A 15,239-nucleotide genomic window follows, 5' to 3' on the forward strand; every position below is an offset into this window, starting at 1 on the left:
ACATTCCGAGACGGGGAGGCGGGTCGAGCCGACCTCCCCGGCCTGGATCAGTCGAGCGTGCCGGCCAGCGCCGTGATCGCCTCCACGAGGGAGGAGTCGGCTGCGGCGCCGGACTTGCGCGCCGCGTTGTCCAGCTGCGCGACGAGCGCGCGACCGGCTGCGGGGCCTGCGGCGAGCGTCTCGGCCTTGTCGACGTGCTCGCGCACCTCGCTCAGCGCCGCGCCGCTCAGCGTGCCGTTGCGCTCGGCCTGATCGACGAAGGACCGAACCACCGCGAAGCTCGGCGCGTGACCGTACTTCGGCTGGGCCTGCGCGTTGAACGCCGGCAGCTGGTACTCGCCCGCCGCTGCGATCTCGTTCGCGCTGAGGAACTCGCTCGGCTGCAGCGCGAGGCTGTCGAAGCCGCGTCCGATCTCGTTGCCGTAGACGTTGCCGTTGTACCAGTACGTCGACCAGTAGCCGCCGGTGACCAGACGCGAGGCGTCATTCGGGCCGCGGTCGAAGTACGCGATCTCCACGGGGTTCGAGCTGTCGGTGAAGTCGAACACCGACAGGCCGCCCTGGTACCAGGCCTGCACCATGATGTCGCGGCCGGGGACCGGGATGAGCGATCCGTTGTGCGCGACGCAGTTCTCCTGCGCCGTCTGGATCGCGGGCATCTTGTAGTAGCTGCGGAACTCGAGCTTGCCGTCGACGATGTCGAAGATCGCGTTCGCACCCCAGTTCTTCGGGTCCTCGGCGCGGCATCGCGGCGAGCTTCCGCCGCCCCACTCGTCGGTGAACACGACCTTGGTGCCGTCGTTGTTGAACGTCGCCGAGTGCCAGTACGCGAACCGCGGATCGGTGACGGCATCGAGGCGCACCGGGTTGACCGGGTCGCTGATGTCGATCAGGATGCCGTTGCCCTCGCACGCGCCGGCCGCGAGACCGATCTCGGCGTAGACGGTGATGTCGTGGCAGGCATCGGTCGCCGAAGTGCTCTGCATACCCTCGCCGTGGCTTCCGCCCGGCCAGAGGCCCGCGGCGCTGCCGGTGTCGGCGTCGGTGAACAGGCGAGCCTTGTTCACGACGGCGGCGTCCTGCGGCGCGGCGAGCGGCACCTTGATGACCTCGACGAGGAAGCGTGCCGACGCAATCGGGTTGCCCTCGGCGTCGAGCTGCGATTCGACGGTGTTGCCGGGCACGTTGATGCAGCCGCCGTCGACGGTCGTGGTCGTCGTGCGGACGCCCGCGGTGCCCGAGACGTACACGTACACGTTCTCGGTGTCATCGGGGTCCTCGACCACGGTGTGCGTGTGCGAGCCGCGGCAGGTCTGCACCGCCGCCACCTGCACCGGATTGGTGATATCCGTGATGTCGAACACGCGGACGCCGCGGAACGTCTGCGGGTCCGTCGCCGGAACGGGCGTCGTTCCGCAGTCGAGCCGGCCCGGGCCGGACTCGACCGACATGAAGAGGAGGTTCCCGGCGACGGAGACGTCGCCCTGACCACCGGGGCACACGAACGTCCCGCTCAGTGTCGGCGCCGCGGGGTCGGAGACGTCGTAGATCTGGAAGCCGAAGTAGTTGCCGGCGATCGCGTGGTTCCCGGTGAATGCGAGATCCGAGTTCGTCGTGAACGGTGCGGTCTTCTGCTGCGCCGACAGCAGCGCGATGTTGCTCGCCGCCTGTCCGGCGTCATGCAGGCCGGCCGTGAGTCCTTCGCGGGGATCCGCGTCGGTGTCGGCGGAGGCCGACGTGGCGGTGGCCAGCGAGAGTCCGAGCGCGAGTGCGCCGACGGCGGCCAACGTGCGCGCTCTCCAGCGCCGGCGTCCAGGTGGTCGTTTGTTCATGTTGGGAAAGCCCTTTCCGAATCCAACGTTCATCAGCCATGTGTTGCGTTGTTACTCAAAGGCCGAAGTGCATTCGGTGCGCTCGTCTGGGCCGCATCGCGCACTTCGCGTTAGCGCGAACCTATCGGGATACTCGGCGGGAGCGCCACCAAAAGTTCGATTTGCGTCGGCCCGAAGCCGGGTTCCGCCAGTCGAAAGACGCCTGACCTCACTCTGAAGCGGCTCCCCTACGTCGTCAGCCGTGATGTCGCGCAAACGGTCGCCATCTCGCAGGTGAAGCGACGATTCGCGCGACATCACCGCATTCGGGGCGTGAGGCGCGGTCAGGTGGGGGAGTCAGAGCTCCGTCTCGGCGGGCACCGCCGCCACGAGTTCGTGCACGCCCGTGAGGATCTCCTCGGGGCGGAACGGGTACTTCTCGATCTCGGCCTGATCGCTGATGCCCGTGAGCACGAGCACCGTGTGCAGGCCGGCCTCGATGCCCGCGACGATGTCGGTGTCCATGCGGTCGCCGATCATCGCGGTGTTCTCGGAGTGCGCGCCGATCTTGTTGAGCGCCGAGCGGAACATCATGGGGTTGGGCTTGCCGACCACGTAGGGCTCCTTGCCCGTGGCCTTCGTGATGAGGGCGGCGATCGCCCCGGTCGCCGGCAGGGGTCCGTCGGCCGAGGGCCCGGTGGCGTCGGGGTTCGTCACGATGAACCGGGCGCCTGCGCCGATGAGCCGGATCGCCTTGGTGATCGCCTCGAACGAGTAGTTGCGGGTCTCGCCGACGACCACGAAGTCGGGGTCGGTCTCGGTCATCACGAAGCCGGCCTCGTGCAGTGCCGTGAGGATGCCCGCCTCGCCGATGACGAACGCCGAGCCGCCCGGCAGCTGCTGCTTGAGGAAGTCGGCGGTCGCGAGCGCCGACGTCCAGATGCGGTCTTCGGGCACGTTGAGCCCCGACGCCCGCAGACGTGCCGACAGGTCGCGGGCGGTGAAGATCGAGTTGTTGGTGAGCACGAGGTAGGGCGTGCCCGAGTCCTCCCACTGCGCCAGCAACTCGGCGGCCCCGGGCAGGGCGTGGTTCTCGTGCACGAGCACGCCGTCCATGTCGGTGAGCCAGCACTCGACCTCTTCACGTCGTCCCATGGGTCAAGCCTAGGGCGCGCATGTCACGCGTCGATGTCGGGCGGGTTTCGCGCGAGGGTGCGATCGGGACGGTCGTGCGGGCGGTCGAATGGGCGGCCCGGCGGGCGGATGCCGCCGGCTACGCCGCCACCCAGATGGCGAGCGCGGCCTCTGCGGGCAGCCGCTGTGCTGTGCCGTGGGCCTCGACGGTGACGGCCTCGGGTGAGGCATCCGTCACGGTGACCACCGTTCCCGGGCCGATGCCGCACTCGTGGAGCAGGCGGAGCACGGCGGGGTCGCGGTCGCTGATGCGGATGACGGCGCCGGAGTGCCCGGCGGTGGCGTCGCCAAGCAGCACCCACGGCTCGCTCACCAGCGTGCCGTCGGCGGCCGGGATCGCGTCGCCGTGCGGGTCGCGCGCCGGCCTGCCGAGCCGCACGTCGATGGCCTCGAGCAGGCGGTCGGAGATCGCGTGCTCGAGCACCTCGGCCTCGTCGTGCACCTCGTCCCACGCGTACCCCATCTCATGCACGAGCCAGGTCTCGATGAGACGGTGGCGGCGCACGACGGCGAGCGCGCGGGAGAGACCAGCATCGGTGAGCCGCACCGCACCGTAGGGCACGTGCGACACGAGCCCGGCAGCGGCCATCTTCTTCACCATCTCGGTGACCGACGACGGCGCGACGCCGAGCCGGTCGGCGAGCACCTTCGGCGTGATGGCGTCGGGCTGCCATTCGGTGTGCGCGTACACCGTCTTCAGGTAGTCCTCGATGGCGGGGCTGTTGGCTGGCATCGGCCTCAGGATACCGGCACCCGCGCGGCAGGCGGGGTCAGGCCCCCGTGAACACGAGCCAGAGCAGCACGCCGTTGAGCGTGATCAGGAACACGGATGCCGCGACCCCCGCCGCGGTCGTCGCCCAGTGGTTCTTCCAACGCCCGAGCACGCCCGCCTTCGCGGTGAGCGCGACCAGGGGGATGAGCGCGAACGGGATGCCGAACGAGAGCACCACCTGGCTGAGCACGAGCGACACCGTCGGGTCGAAGCCGAGCGCGAGGATCGCGAGCGCGGGGATGAGGGTCACCAGCCGGCGCAGGATGAGCGGCACGCGCACGTGCAGCAGGCCGTACATGATCTCGGCGCCGGCGTATGCGCCGACCGAGGTCGACGCGAGACCCGAGGCGAGCAGCCCCACGGCGAACAGCGTCGCGATCGCCGGGCCGAGCGCGGCGCCGAGCGCCGCATAGGCACCCTCGAGGCTGTCGGTGCCCTCGACGCCCGAGAGGTTGACCGCCGCGAGCAGCAGGATGCAAAGGTTCACGGTGCCGGCGATGGCCATGGCGATCGAGACGTCCCACTTGGTGGCGCGCACGAGCGTGTCGGTGGGCACGGCGGTCGCCGTGCCGGGAGTGAGCTCGGGAGCGACATCCGTGCCTCGCCTGATGCCGAACCCGTGCCAGGCGACCCTGCCGTCCGAACCGGCAGAGCCCCTCGAGCCGGCCGAGGCCGAGCGACCCGCCTGCTCGCCGCCACGCGCCGCGAACCGATCGCGGCTGAGCGCCGAGTGCGCGTAGATGGCGTGCGGCATGATCGTCGCGCCGAGGATCGACGCCGCGAGCAGCACCGAGTTGGCGTCGGCGAAGCGCGGCACGAGCCCGCCGAGCATGCCCGCGGGGCTGGGCGGCGCCACGAACACCCCCACCGTGAAGCCGATCGCGATGATCGCGAGCAGGCCGATGATGACGAACTCGAAGGTGCGCGGCCCTCGCCGCGACTGCAGCACGAGCAGCCCGATCGACACGGTGCCGGTGATGAGGCCGCCCCAGATGAGCGGCACACCGAACAGCAGGTTGAGGGCGACGGCGCCGCCGATGACCTCGGCGAGGTCGGTCGCCATGGCGACGAGTTCGGCTTGCAGCCAGTACGCGCGGCGTCCCCAGCGGTTGCGGATGCGCCCGCCGAGCACCTCGGGCAGGCTGCGGCCGGTGACGATGCCGAGCTTCGCCGAGAGGTACTGGATGAGCCACGCCATGACATTTCCGAGCACGACGACCCAGACGAGCAGGTAGCCGTACTGCGCGCCCGCCGTCATGTTGCTCGCGACGTTGCCGGGATCGAGGTAGGCGACGCCGGCGACGAGCGCCGGCCCGATCAGCCAGGCGGCGCGCGGCACGCTCGTGCGGCGATCCTGGCGAATGGATGTCGCACCCGGGCGGTTCGCGGGAAGTGTCGGTTGCTCGGCGTGGTCGGCGGTGATCTCGCCCTCGAGAGTTTTCGGCATGCCGAAACCTTAGCAAGGTTTCGGTACACCGAAAACTCCGGAAGCACGTATCGTTGGAAGAGGGGAAACACACATGATGTTGCGTCGACCGGTCCGGCGGTCCCGTTCGCGAACCGAGGCGGCAGAACCGCCGGTCGCGGACGACGACCCGTACGCGCTCTACCTCCGCTGGGTCGAGGCGGGGCGTCCGTCGATGGACGATTCCGAGCAGGGAGCCGGAGCCGCGCTCCGCGGTGACCCCGACATGCTCGCGATCGACGAGGAGGCCCTCGACGAGCCGGCCGACGGGACGTCGGCGGGCGTCAGGGCCACCGCGACGCCGAGCTCGGGTCACGTGAACGCCCTCGGCTCGTCGACCGGGGCGGTCGCGTCGATCCGGCGCCGGTTCCGGCTGTTCGGCCGGCGCTGATCCACGCGGGTCGTGCCCTGCGGGGCCGTACCCTTGCAGGGTGGAACCCGAACCGATGCCCCGGCCCCCCGCGACGCACGGCGTCGGCCCGTGGCCCGGCGGCAAGGCCGAGTGGCCCGACGATCCGCACTACGATCCCGACCTGCTCGCGCACGGCGACACCCGCAACGTCATCGACCGATACCGGTACTGGCGCCTCGACGCGATCGTCGCCGACCTCGACGAGCACCGGCACCCGTTCCACGTCGCCATCGAGAACTGGCAGCACGACATGAACATCGGGTCGATCGTGCGCAGCGCCAACGCGTTCGCCGCCGACACCGTGCACATCATCGGCCGCCGCCGCTGGAACAAGCGCGGTGCCATGGTCACCGACCGCTACCAGCACGTGCACTACCACCCCGATGTCGCGGACTTCGTCGTCTGGGCTCGTGCCGAAGGACTGCCCGTGGTCGCCGTCGACAACGTCGAGGGCTCGCGCGCGGTGGATTCGGCCGACCTTCCCGAGCGATGCGTGCTGCTGTTCGGCCAGGAGGGCCCCGGCCTCAGCCCCGAGGCGCTCGCCGCCGCCGATCTCGTGGTCGAGATCACCCAGTACGGGTCGACCCGCTCGATCAACGCCAGCGCGGCTGCGGCGGTCGTCATGTACGAGTGGGCGCGCCGGTACGCGTCGCGCTGACGCGGCTCGATCGCGGGTGCCCGCCCCGAGACATCCGACTGGCGGCGTACCGTTGGGCGCATGGTCGATCAGCGCGAACGCGGCATTCCCGTCACCTCCGCCCACGAACTCGAGGCGATCATCGGCGTCCCCGAGCCGCGCACCGCGAACAAGGCGCGAAGCCGCCTGCACGCGGTCGACCGCGCGTGGCTCGCGGCCGCGCCACTCGCCTTCGTCGCGACCGGCGACGAGCACGGTGAACTCGACGTCTCGCCGAAGGGCGACCCGGCGGGTTTCGCCACCGTGCTCGACGACACGACCATCGCGATCCCCGAGCGCCCCGGCAATCGGCGGGCAGACGGGTTCCACAACGTGCTTCGCAACCCGCACGTGGGGCTCGTGTTCGTGATCCCGGGTCGAGGCGACACCCTGCGCGTCAACGGGCGGGCGACGATCGTGCGCGACGCGCCCTTCATCGACGGCATGGTCGTGCGTGGTCACCGGCCGTCGCTGGCACTCCTCGTCGACATCGACGAGGTGTTCTTCCACTGTTCGAAGGCCTTCCTGCGGTCGAAGGCATGGCAGCCCGATGAGTGGGCGCCCGAGGCGGCGCCGCGGCGAGCCGTGATCGCGAAGGCGGTCGAGCGGCGGGGCGACTCGCTCGAAGTGCTCGACGAGTACTACGGGCCCTCGTACGCGGAACGCATCTACGGTTGAGCACTCACGTCACGGCCGCGAGGCCGTGCAGACGGTGTCGTCGACCAGCTCGCCCGCGAAGGCGGCGGGTGGCGTCGACCCGGCGGATGCCGCGTGCTCGGGTGGGTCGGCCCGAGGGCGCGTCCGCGCCGCGCGTACGATGAGGAGCCCGGCCACCGCCATGAGCACGACCACGATCGCCGTGCCGCCGAAGAGCGCGAGCGGCCCGCCTGCGTCGTACGCGATGCCCGAGAGCGCGGCGGCGATCGTCGCCGTGAGCAGCCCGAATCCTCGCATGAGGCCCTGCGACGCGCCCGCGCGCGCCGCGGGCACCGCCTGCGCCATCGCGGCGGCCGCACCGATGAACGCGAGCGCCTGACCGCTCGACTCGATGAACCCGACGCCGGTGGCCACCCACGGGTTCCCGATCACGCCGTACAGCGCCACGATCGGCACGAGCACGACGGCGCCCCGCACGAACGCCGAGACACCGCCGTGCCGGTCGGCGAGGCGCCCCGCCCAGCCGGCGATGAGCGCGAACGGCACGGCGAAGAGCGCGTAGCTGAGTGCGGTGAGCCATTCGCTCGCGCCGATGTCGGTCATGAATCGCGGCCAGATGCCGTCGTAGGCGCCGGTGGGCACCATGATCGCGCCGTACAGCAGCAGGACTCCCACGACCATCGGCGAACGAAGCAGATCGAAGCTCACGCGGGGCGGCCGGGTCGTGCTGCGGGTGGATGCCGCAGCCCCCGGCACCGTCGGCGCTGCCGGCGTGCGCTCCCGGAACGTCAGCGCGACCGGCACGACGCCGAGCACGACCGCCAGTCCCGACCAGGCGAGGATCGCGCCCGGTGAGGCGAACGCGATCGTCAGTCCCGACGCGAGCGGGCCGAGCGCGATGCCCGCGAGCTCGGCCGCGCCGAGGCGACCGAGCGACTCGCCCGCGCGCGTGGGATCGACCCGCACGAGAAGTGCGCTCGCGGCCGCCATGAACACGCCGAACCCGAATCCGCCGACCGCCCGGCCGGCGACGAGGTGCCAGGTCTCGGTGGCGAGCGCGGAGCCGATGAGGGCGGCGGCCATGAACAGCACGCCCACGACGCCCATCGTGCGGGCGCGGCCGCGATCGGCGTACGGCGCGACGACGAGTTCGGCGATGAGCGCTGCGGCGAATCCGGCTGCGGCGACGAATCCGATGTCGGCGGTCGAGATGCCGAGCTCGGCCTGCAGCGTCGGCAGCAGCGGGAAGATGACGAGGGATCCCGATGACATGAGCACGGTCGCGATCACGACGCCCGCGGTCAGCCGGCGGCGCTCGGTGTCGCGGGTGTCACGGGCGTCGATGGAGCCCTTCATTGTTGTCCGCATGGACAGTACGATACACGCGTTGTCCAAGTGGACAAGAGGATCCGAACCAATTGTCCACTCGGACAAGAGGGGTACCATGGGGGCATGGCAGCCCGGCTGGATCCTGCGGTGCGACGGGAGCAGATCCTCGACGCGACGCTGCGGCTCGTCGCCCGCGACGGCTTCGCGCGGGTGACCCTCCGCGACGTCGCCGCCGAGGTCGGCGTGGTGCACGGCCTCATCCGCCACTACTTCCCCACCCGCGAGCGGCTCGTCGCCGAGGCGTTCGACGCCGCCGTGCTCGCCGAGCTCGAGGGCGACGAGGAGGTCGCCGAACGCGTCGAACCCGTCGAGGCGCTCGCCGACTGGCTCACCACGACGCCGCGCGACCACTACTTCGTGTGGATGGACGCCTGGAGCGAGGCGCAGCGCAATCCCGAGCTGCTCGCGTCGCTCAGCCGTCACCACCGCGATTGCGAGCGGCGCCTCGGGCGCATCATCGAGCGACTCGCCGAATCGGGTCGTGGCACGAGCGACGACCCCGCGGCGGACGCCAAGATGCTCACCGCACTCGTCGACGGCATCGCCGTACAGCACCACGCGATCGGGCTCATCGACCGGGCGCGCGCCGATCGCATCGTGTACACGGCCGCCGAGGACCGGCTGGGAATCGAACACGGCACCCTCGCCGACTCGCGCCCCACGGCCGCCCGCGGGCAGTGGGTCGCGGGTGCGGCCTCGGGGAGCGCGGTCGACTGAGGTCTCACCTCGACAAGGCTCGGTGTGCGCTGCCGCGTGTCGGCAGGCCGCGCACCGCCCGGCAGGCGAGACTTGGGCCGATGCCGGTCATCGACAACGCGATCTACCGTGGCGGCGCACGCGTCGCCACGCCGTCGACCCTCGAGGAGACCTTCGAGACCCGCGAGGCGCATGGCGGGTTCGCGTGGATCGGCCTGTACCGCCCGACGACCACGGAACTCGACGCCGTCGCGAGCGAGTTCGGCCTGCACCCGCTCGCCGTCGAGGACGCCCGCAAGGGGCACCAGCGGGCGAAGCTCGAACGATACGGCGAGACGCTCTTCGTGGTCCTGCGGCCGGCGCGGTACCTCGACGACGTCGAGCAGGTCGAGTTCGGCGAGCTGCACGTGTTCGTCGGTCCCGGCTTCGCCATCACCATCCGCCACGCCGAGTCGCCCGACCTCGCACGGGTGCGCCACCGCCTCGAGGCCACGCCCGAGCTGCTCGCCAAGGGCCCCGAGGCGGTGCTCTACGCCGTGCTCGACGAGGTCGTCGACGAGTACTCGCCCGTCGACGCGGGGCTCGAGAACGACATCGACGAGATCGAGGAGCAGCTGTTCTCGGGCGACCCCGAGGTCACCCGGCGCATCTACGACCTCGCGAGCGAGGTCATGGACTTCCAGCGCGCGACCCGGCCGCTCGTTGACATGTTCGGCGCACTCGAGCGCGGGTTCGAGAAGTACGACGTCGACCTCGAGCTGCAGCGCTACCTGCGCGACGTGAAGGACCACGTCATCCGCATCGTCGAGCGCGGCGAGTCGTTCCGCCAGCTGCTGCAGAACGCGCTGCAGGTGCACGCGACCCTCGTCGGCCAGCGCCAGAACGAGGAGATGAAGCGACTCACCGAGACGAGCCTCGCCCAGAGCGAGCAGACGAAGAAGATCTCGAGCTGGGCGGCCATCATCTTCGCCCCGACCCTCGTGGCCTCGGTCTACGGCATGAACTTCACGCACATGCCCGAACTCGAGTGGGGAATCGGCTACCCGGGCGCGCTAGTGCTCATGGGCGCCTTCGCGCTCACGCTGTACCTGATCTTCAAGCGCCGCAACTGGCTCTGAGCGAGCGGATGTCGCAACACGGCCGGGATTCGTCGTGCGCCCTTCCCGCGGCATCCGATCGCGGTTAGCGTTGGCACATGACCGAGATCACCGACGATCTGCCCGCCCGTCTGCTGCACGAGGAGCACGCCGGATGGCGGGCGATCGTCGAGGGTCGTGGCGGTGAGCACTACCAGCGGGCGATGACCCGCGACGCCCTCATGGTCGTCGACGGCGCGATGCTCGGGCGCGACGAAGTCATGGCCGCGTTCCGCAGCACTCCGCCGTGGGAGGCGTACGAACTGCACGAGCCCGCCGTCATCCGGCTCGGCGATCGCGCCGGCATCGTTGTCTACCGCGCCGTCGCACGCCGCGGCGATGACACCGTGAACCTGCGCATGTCGACGACCTACCTCTACGACGACGGCGCCTGGCACGTGGCCGCGCACCAGCAGACCCCGGCCTGACGCAGGTTCGACTGGTCGACGTGGTGTCGCGGTAGCCGCTCGGGCGGCCATCTCGCGGGGGTCGATGCCCGCCGCATCTGCAAACCGGTCAAGACCCCTCGGCAGCCGCAGCCTTGACCGGGATCAACGTCCGTGGGATCCTTCGGGCGTGGACCCGACAGGGATCCTGCTCCGAACCTCGATCTTCCGCGACCTCTCCGTCCAGGATGTGGAGGAACTGCTGCCGCACGTGCACGAGCGGAGCTACTCGCGCGGGCAGGTCATCTGGCTCGAGGGAGATCCCGCGGACGTCCTGGTCGTGGTCGCTGAGGGCCAGCTCAAGGCGCACCGGGTGAGCCCCGATGGCCGCGAGGTGATCCTGATGGTGATTCCGGCGTCGGGAGTCACCGGTGAGGTGGGCTTGTTCCACCCCGCGGGGGTCCGCTGGCTCAACCTGAGCGCGATGACCGCGGCGCGGTGTCTGACCATCCGGCGAGCACCATTGCTCGCCTTCCTCGGCCGGCATCCGTCCGCGATGCAGCGGATGCTCGAGCAACTGAGTGCGGCCGCTGTCTCCGCCGCCAACTCCTTGAGCGTGATGGCGTTCGACGACATCAGCCATCGAGTCGCGAGCCTTCTGGCATTCCTCGCGGAGCAGCATGGCGAGGAGACGCCGGATGGCCTGCTCATCGCCCCGCGGCTCTCGCAAGGCGAGCTGGCCGCGCACGTGGCCGCCTCCAGGGAGAACGTGAACCGCGCGCTGGCCGGACTGGTCGCCGCGGGAGTGGTCAGTCAGCGCGACGGCCACTTCTTCGTCCACGATCGCGCGGCCTTGGAGGCGTCGGCGCAGTCGGCGCGATCTGTGACGCACGGCACTGCAGTACCCCCGGCGCAGCGCGACCATTGACGCATGACCGAGATCACCGTCACCGACATCGGCGCACTGCGCTCCAGCTTCGCGGGCGAGATCCTGACCTCAGACGACGGCCGGCGCTACGACGAGGCCCGGGCCGTCTTCAACGCCATGTTCGACCGCCGGCCCGGTGCGATCGCGAGGGCCAGCTGCGACGGTGATGTGGTCGCCGCCATTCTCGTCGCGCAATCCGCACGCATGCCGATGGCGGTGCGCGCCGGAGGCCACTCCGTCGCGGGCTACTCCACCATCGACGACGGGCTGCTCCTCGACCTGCGTCCCATGGCCAAGATCGAGCTCGACGCGTCCGCGCGGACCGTCCGGGTCGGGCCCGGCGTCACCTGGGGCCAACTCGACGCCGCGACCCAGATTCACGGGCTGGCCACCACGGGTGGCCGAATGACGACCACCGGAGTGGCCGGCTTCGTGCTGGGCAGCGGAAGCGGCTGGCTGGAGCGACTGCACGGCTGGGCGTGCGACAACCTCCTCTCCGCCCGCCTCGTGACGGCGGACGGAAGGGTGGTCACGACGAGCGAATCCGAGAACCCCGAGCTGTTCTGGGGGTTGCGGGGCGGAGGCGGCAACTTCGGCGTCGTCACCGAGTTCGAGCTGCGGGTGCACCCGATCGGCCCGATGATCTACGGCGGCATGCTGCTTTATCCCCGCGAGCAGGCACCGGAGCTCTGCCGGAATCTCCGCGACTTCTCGGCCGAGCTGCCTCGCGAGATCGCCGTCGGGTGCGTCTTCCTGACCGCCCCACCGGCGCCGTTCGTCCCACCTGAGCTGCACGGGAGGCCCGCATTCGCTGTCTTCGCGGCCTGGTTCGGCGACCCGGCGGAGGGGCCGGATGCGCTTTCGGCGCTGAGGGAGTTCCGCACGCCTGCCGTCGACCTCCTCGCACCGATTCCCTACCAGCAGCTCCAGGCCCTGACCGACGCCGGCAACCCACCCGGACGACGCAACTACTGGCACTCCGACCTCTTCTCCGACTTGGCGGACGAGACGATCGATGCGCTGGTCGAGCGCGCGAACACCGCGACGTCGCCTGCGAGCGTGATGATCGTGGCGCGCAGCGGTGGTGCGGTCGCCGATGTGCCCGAGGATGCCACGCCGCTCAGTGGACGGACGGCACCATGGTTCTACCACTGCTACGGCATCTGGACCGAAGGCGAAGATGCTCAGCACATCGGCTGGGTCAGGGAAACCGCCGCGTCGCTGCGACCCTGGACTGTGACCGGAATGCCGCTCAACTTCTTCACCGACGTGGATGACGATCGGGTGCGCAGCACATTCGGCGAGAAGAAGTACCAGCGACTCGTGGCGCTCAAGGACCGCTACGACCCCGAGAACTTCTTCCGCCGCAATCAGAACGTGCGGCCGTCAGCCGGCTGAATCGGCCCAAGCGTGCGGACGGAGTCCACGTGGTGCCCGTCACGGCGCTCGGCCCCTGACGCCCGATTCGCGAAAACCCCTCGGTCACCCTGGTGTCAGAGGTTCGCCAGCCCCGCCCCGATGATGACCACGCCGATGAGGAGCAGGATGAGCGCGGTCACCGTGACGCTGTTGTGGGCGACCCAGCCCTTCAGTTCGATGAGCCGCGGCTGCATCCCCTTGCGATCGGCCAATGTCAGGATGACCGGCACGGCGACGGTCAGGGCGCCGATGATCGTGTAGATGGCGATCACGATCGCCGACTCCCCCGCCGAGAGGTTCTCGGCGCGGATCGCGAGCCCCGCCGCGATGGCCAGCAGCAGGCCCTTCGGCCGGATGTTGAGGGCGAAGGCGATGCCGAAGGCGCTCCACGGCCCCAGCTTGTCGACGGTGGCCAGCCACTTCGGGAGGGCGTCGGAAGGATGGCGACGGGCACGTCGCCACTCCACGATCGCGACCACGACGAGCGCGATGCCGACGAGGATCTCGGCGACGGCGATCGCCGTGGCCTCGCGCCGATCCGATCGCGGCGCCGGGATCGCCTGTGCGCCGATGGTGCAGAGCGTCACGACCACGGCCATGCCGAGGACCCACCCGATGAGGAAGGGGAGCCCGGTCCGCGTGCCCTTCGGGGAGAGCAGGATGACGATCGTCGCCATGATCGGCACCGAGCTGATCGCCACGGCGAGCGCGATCGGGAGGATGTGGCCGATCGCCTGGAGCATCCGTCGTCCCTTCCGCTACTGCAGCGCCGACGTCAGCCGCGCCACCCCGTCGAGGAACGTCGCCGACGCGGGCTCCCGTTGCCACTCCTCGAGGGTGAGCTCCCGGCCGACGGACCGGTACCCCTCCTCGACCTCCCGCATGGCGGCGACGAACGGCTGTCCGCGCACGAGCAGCGAGATCTCGAAGTTCAGGTTGAAGGAGCGGATGTCCATGTTGCTCGAGCCGATCACGGCGACGTCGTCGTCGATCGACAGGTGCTTCGAGTGCAGGATGTACGGCCCCGGGTACATCCAGATGCGCACGCCCGCCCTGAGCAGTTGGGCGTAGTACGATCGCTGCGCGTGCCAGACCATGCCCTGGTCGCCGATCTCCGAGACGAACAGCTGCACGTCGAGCCCTCGGAAGCGGGCCGACGTGATCGCGTAGAGCATCGCCTCGTCGGGCACGAAGTACGGACTCGTGATGATCACCCGCTCCTGCGCGGCGTTCACGAGGCCGAGGAAGAGCCGGAGGTTGTTCTCGAGCTCGTAGGCGGGGCCGCTCGGCACGACCTGGCACACCAGCGCGTCGGGGGACGGGTCGCGGGGCACGTCGGCGACGGGCAGGTGCTCCTCGGTGAGGAGGATCTCGTCGGTCTCCGAGTACCAGTCCGAGAGGAAGACCGCGTTGATCGCCGTCACCGCCGACCCGGTGACGCGGGTGACGAGCTCCTGCCACATGAGCCCCCGCTTGAGGTTCTTCGGCGAGTCGTAACTGCGGTCGATCAGGTTCTGCGATCCGGTGTACCCGACGAGCCCGTCGACGACGACGAGCTTGCGGTGGTTGCGGAGGTCGGGTCGCTGGTACCGCCCCTTGAACGGCTGCACCGGCAGCAGGTAGTTCCACGTCACGCCGATGCGATCGAGCTCGGCGATGGTCTGCTTGTGGATCGGGACCTTCGCGGAGGCGATGTGGTCCATCAGCAGCCGCACCGTGACGCCCCTCTGCACCGCGCGCTCCATCGCGGCGAAGAACCCGCGCGTCGTGTCGTCGAACGCCACGATGAAGAACTCGACGTGCACGAAGCGCTCGGCCGTGTCGATGTCCGCGGCCATGCGGTCGATCGACGACTGGTAGTCGCCGATGAGCTCAGCGCGGTTGCCGCCGGTGGCGGGCAAGGCGCCGAGCACCCGGTTCTGGTCGGTGATCGTCTCGAACCACGACGGCCACGCCCCGGCCTCGACGCCGAGGTCGACCCCCTCGGCGCGCTGCTCGATCATCCCGTTGATCTCCCGCTGCCGTTCCATGCGCTTCTTGGGCAGCTTCACATTGCCGATGAGCAGGTAGAGGATGATCCCGACGAACGGGATCAGGAAGATCGCGAGCAGCCAGGACATCGCCGCGGTCGGCTTGCGATCGCGGGGGACGATGATGAGCGCGGCGATCCGGATGGCCAGGTCGGCCAGGATCAGGATGCCGCCGATGAGGTTGGCCAATTCGGCGCTCATGTGCGTGCCGCCGTCGTGCTCGAGCCGCCGATCGTCATCGCGTCCTCCCCAATACGGTCGCGTTTCC

Annotated in this window: 15 protein-coding genes; 8 read left to right on the forward strand and 7 right to left on the reverse strand. The window is 69.9% G+C overall.

The window, feature by feature from the left end; all coding sequences use genetic code 11:
• Positions 1 to 47 precede the first annotated feature (47 nt).
• From LQ757_RS02650 to LQ757_RS02665, 4 genes are all read right to left on the reverse strand, one after another.
• Entirely contained in the window at positions 48 to 1,787 is a 1,740-nt protein-coding gene (locus LQ757_RS02650; RefSeq protein WP_231045648.1) for an LVIVD repeat-containing protein, read from the reverse strand.
• A 381-nt stretch (positions 1,788 to 2,168) separates the two neighbouring features.
• Positions 2,169 to 2,966, reverse strand: a complete 798-nt coding sequence (locus LQ757_RS02655) for an HAD-IIA family hydrolase (protein ID WP_231045649.1) — start codon at positions 2,964 to 2,966, stop codon at positions 2,169 to 2,171.
• Positions 2,967 to 3,084: 118 nt separating this feature from the next.
• Positions 3,085 to 3,738, reverse strand: a complete 654-nt coding sequence (locus LQ757_RS02660; protein ID WP_231045650.1) for a metal-dependent transcriptional regulator — start codon at positions 3,736 to 3,738, stop codon at positions 3,085 to 3,087.
• A 37-nt stretch (positions 3,739 to 3,775) separates the two neighbouring features.
• Positions 3,776 to 5,224, reverse strand: coding sequence for an Nramp family divalent metal transporter (locus tag LQ757_RS02665; protein WP_231045651.1), 1,449 nt, complete (start codon positions 5,222 to 5,224; stop codon positions 3,776 to 3,778).
• Positions 5,225 to 5,297: 73 nt separating this feature from the next.
• On the opposite strand from LQ757_RS02665, the gene LQ757_RS02670 reads away from it, so the two are divergent.
• Genes LQ757_RS02670 through LQ757_RS02680 form a run of 3 tightly spaced genes read left to right on the forward strand, consistent with a single transcriptional unit; the run spans position 5,298 to position 7,008 of the window.
• Entirely contained in the window at positions 5,298 to 5,633 is a 336-nt protein-coding gene (locus LQ757_RS02670) for a hypothetical protein (RefSeq protein WP_231045652.1), read from the forward strand.
• Positions 5,634 to 5,688: 55 nt separating this feature from the next.
• Positions 5,689 to 6,312: a TrmH family RNA methyltransferase gene (locus LQ757_RS02675; RefSeq protein ID WP_231046298.1), complete on the forward strand. Its 624-nt coding sequence runs from the start codon at positions 5,689 to 5,691 to the stop codon at positions 6,310 to 6,312.
• A gap of 60 nt (positions 6,313 to 6,372) precedes the next feature.
• A complete protein-coding gene (locus LQ757_RS02680) occupies positions 6,373 to 7,008 on the forward strand; it encodes an MSMEG_1061 family FMN-dependent PPOX-type flavoprotein (protein WP_231045653.1) in 636 nt (211 codons plus the stop codon).
• A 9-nt stretch (positions 7,009 to 7,017) separates the two neighbouring features.
• On the opposite strand, the gene LQ757_RS02685 is transcribed toward LQ757_RS02680, so the two are convergent.
• Positions 7,018 to 8,355, reverse strand: a complete 1,338-nt coding sequence (locus LQ757_RS02685; protein WP_231045654.1) for an MFS transporter — start codon at positions 8,353 to 8,355, stop codon at positions 7,018 to 7,020.
• A gap of 84 nt (positions 8,356 to 8,439) precedes the next feature.
• Between LQ757_RS02685 and LQ757_RS02690 the strand changes: the two genes are divergently transcribed.
• The 5 genes from LQ757_RS02690 (at position 8,440) to LQ757_RS02710 (ending at position 12,920) form a co-directional block, all read left to right on the forward strand.
• Positions 8,440 to 9,093, forward strand: coding sequence for a TetR/AcrR family transcriptional regulator (locus LQ757_RS02690; RefSeq protein ID WP_231045655.1), 654 nt, complete (start codon positions 8,440 to 8,442; stop codon positions 9,091 to 9,093).
• An 80-nt stretch (positions 9,094 to 9,173) separates the two neighbouring features.
• Positions 9,174 to 10,190 carry a magnesium and cobalt transport protein CorA gene (locus tag LQ757_RS02695; RefSeq protein ID WP_231045656.1) on the forward strand — a complete coding sequence of 339 codons (1,017 nt, stop codon included), beginning with the start codon at positions 9,174 to 9,176 and terminating at the stop codon, positions 10,188 to 10,190.
• Positions 10,191 to 10,267: 77 nt separating this feature from the next.
• Positions 10,268 to 10,636, forward strand: a complete 369-nt coding sequence (locus LQ757_RS02700) for a nuclear transport factor 2 family protein (protein WP_231045657.1) — start codon at positions 10,268 to 10,270, stop codon at positions 10,634 to 10,636.
• 148 nt (positions 10,637 to 10,784) lie between these two features.
• On the forward strand, positions 10,785 to 11,522 hold the full coding sequence (locus tag LQ757_RS02705; RefSeq protein ID WP_231045658.1) for a Crp/Fnr family transcriptional regulator: 738 nt from the start codon (positions 10,785 to 10,787) through the stop codon (positions 11,520 to 11,522).
• A 3-nt stretch (positions 11,523 to 11,525) separates the two neighbouring features.
• A complete protein-coding gene (locus tag LQ757_RS02710) occupies positions 11,526 to 12,920 on the forward strand; it encodes an FAD-binding oxidoreductase (protein ID WP_231045659.1) in 1,395 nt (464 codons plus the stop codon).
• 95 nt (positions 12,921 to 13,015) lie between these two features.
• Here LQ757_RS02710 and LQ757_RS02715 read toward each other — a convergent pair whose 3' ends face one another.
• Together LQ757_RS02715 and cls are read right to left on the reverse strand one after the other, a co-directional pair.
• On the reverse strand, positions 13,016 to 13,684 hold the full coding sequence (locus LQ757_RS02715; RefSeq protein WP_231045660.1) for a GAP family protein: 669 nt from the start codon (positions 13,682 to 13,684) through the stop codon (positions 13,016 to 13,018).
• 15 nt (positions 13,685 to 13,699) lie between these two features.
• Complete coding sequence (gene cls / locus LQ757_RS02720) at positions 13,700 to 15,172, reverse strand: cardiolipin synthase (RefSeq protein WP_231045661.1); 1,473 nt, start codon at positions 15,170 to 15,172, stop codon at positions 13,700 to 13,702.
• Positions 15,173 to 15,239: the final 67 nt, after the last annotated feature.

This window comes from Agromyces cavernae, from assembly GCF_021044935.1.
In the GTDB taxonomy this organism is placed as follows: Bacteria; Actinomycetota; Actinomycetes; order Actinomycetales; family Microbacteriaceae; genus Agromyces; species Agromyces cavernae.

What these genes read in the sequence shown, in the direction of transcription:
- LQ757_RS02690 (WP_231045655.1), top strand. Translation starts at nt 8,440, where the DNA reads ATGGCAGCCCGGCTGGATCCTGCGGTGCGACGGGAGCAGATCCTCGAC.
- LQ757_RS02685 (WP_231045654.1), bottom strand. Translation starts at nt 8,355, where the DNA reads ATGCGGACAACAATGAAGGGCTCCATCGACGCCCGTGACACCCGCGAC.
- LQ757_RS02700 (WP_231045657.1), top strand. Translation starts at nt 10,268, where the DNA reads ATGACCGAGATCACCGACGATCTGCCCGCCCGTCTGCTGCACGAGGAG.
- LQ757_RS02665 (WP_231045651.1), bottom strand. Translation starts at nt 5,224, where the DNA reads ATGCCGAAAACTCTCGAGGGCGAGATCACCGCCGACCACGCCGAGCAA.
- LQ757_RS02695 (WP_231045656.1), top strand. Translation starts at nt 9,174, where the DNA reads ATGCCGGTCATCGACAACGCGATCTACCGTGGCGGCGCACGCGTCGCC.
- LQ757_RS02710 (WP_231045659.1), top strand. Translation starts at nt 11,526, where the DNA reads ATGACCGAGATCACCGTCACCGACATCGGCGCACTGCGCTCCAGCTTC.
- LQ757_RS02655 (WP_231045649.1), bottom strand. Translation starts at nt 2,966, where the DNA reads ATGGGACGACGTGAAGAGGTCGAGTGCTGGCTCACCGACATGGACGGC.
- LQ757_RS02680 (WP_231045653.1), top strand. Translation starts at nt 6,373, where the DNA reads ATGGTCGATCAGCGCGAACGCGGCATTCCCGTCACCTCCGCCCACGAA.
- cls (WP_231045661.1), bottom strand. Translation starts at nt 15,172, where the DNA reads ATGAGCGCCGAATTGGCCAACCTCATCGGCGGCATCCTGATCCTGGCC.
- LQ757_RS02670 (WP_231045652.1), top strand. Translation starts at nt 5,298, where the DNA reads ATGATGTTGCGTCGACCGGTCCGGCGGTCCCGTTCGCGAACCGAGGCG.
- LQ757_RS02660 (WP_231045650.1), bottom strand. Translation starts at nt 3,738, where the DNA reads ATGCCAGCCAACAGCCCCGCCATCGAGGACTACCTGAAGACGGTGTAC.
- LQ757_RS02675 (WP_231046298.1), top strand. Translation starts at nt 5,689, where the DNA reads ATGCCCCGGCCCCCCGCGACGCACGGCGTCGGCCCGTGGCCCGGCGGC.
- LQ757_RS02715 (WP_231045660.1), bottom strand. Translation starts at nt 13,684, where the DNA reads ATGCTCCAGGCGATCGGCCACATCCTCCCGATCGCGCTCGCCGTGGCG.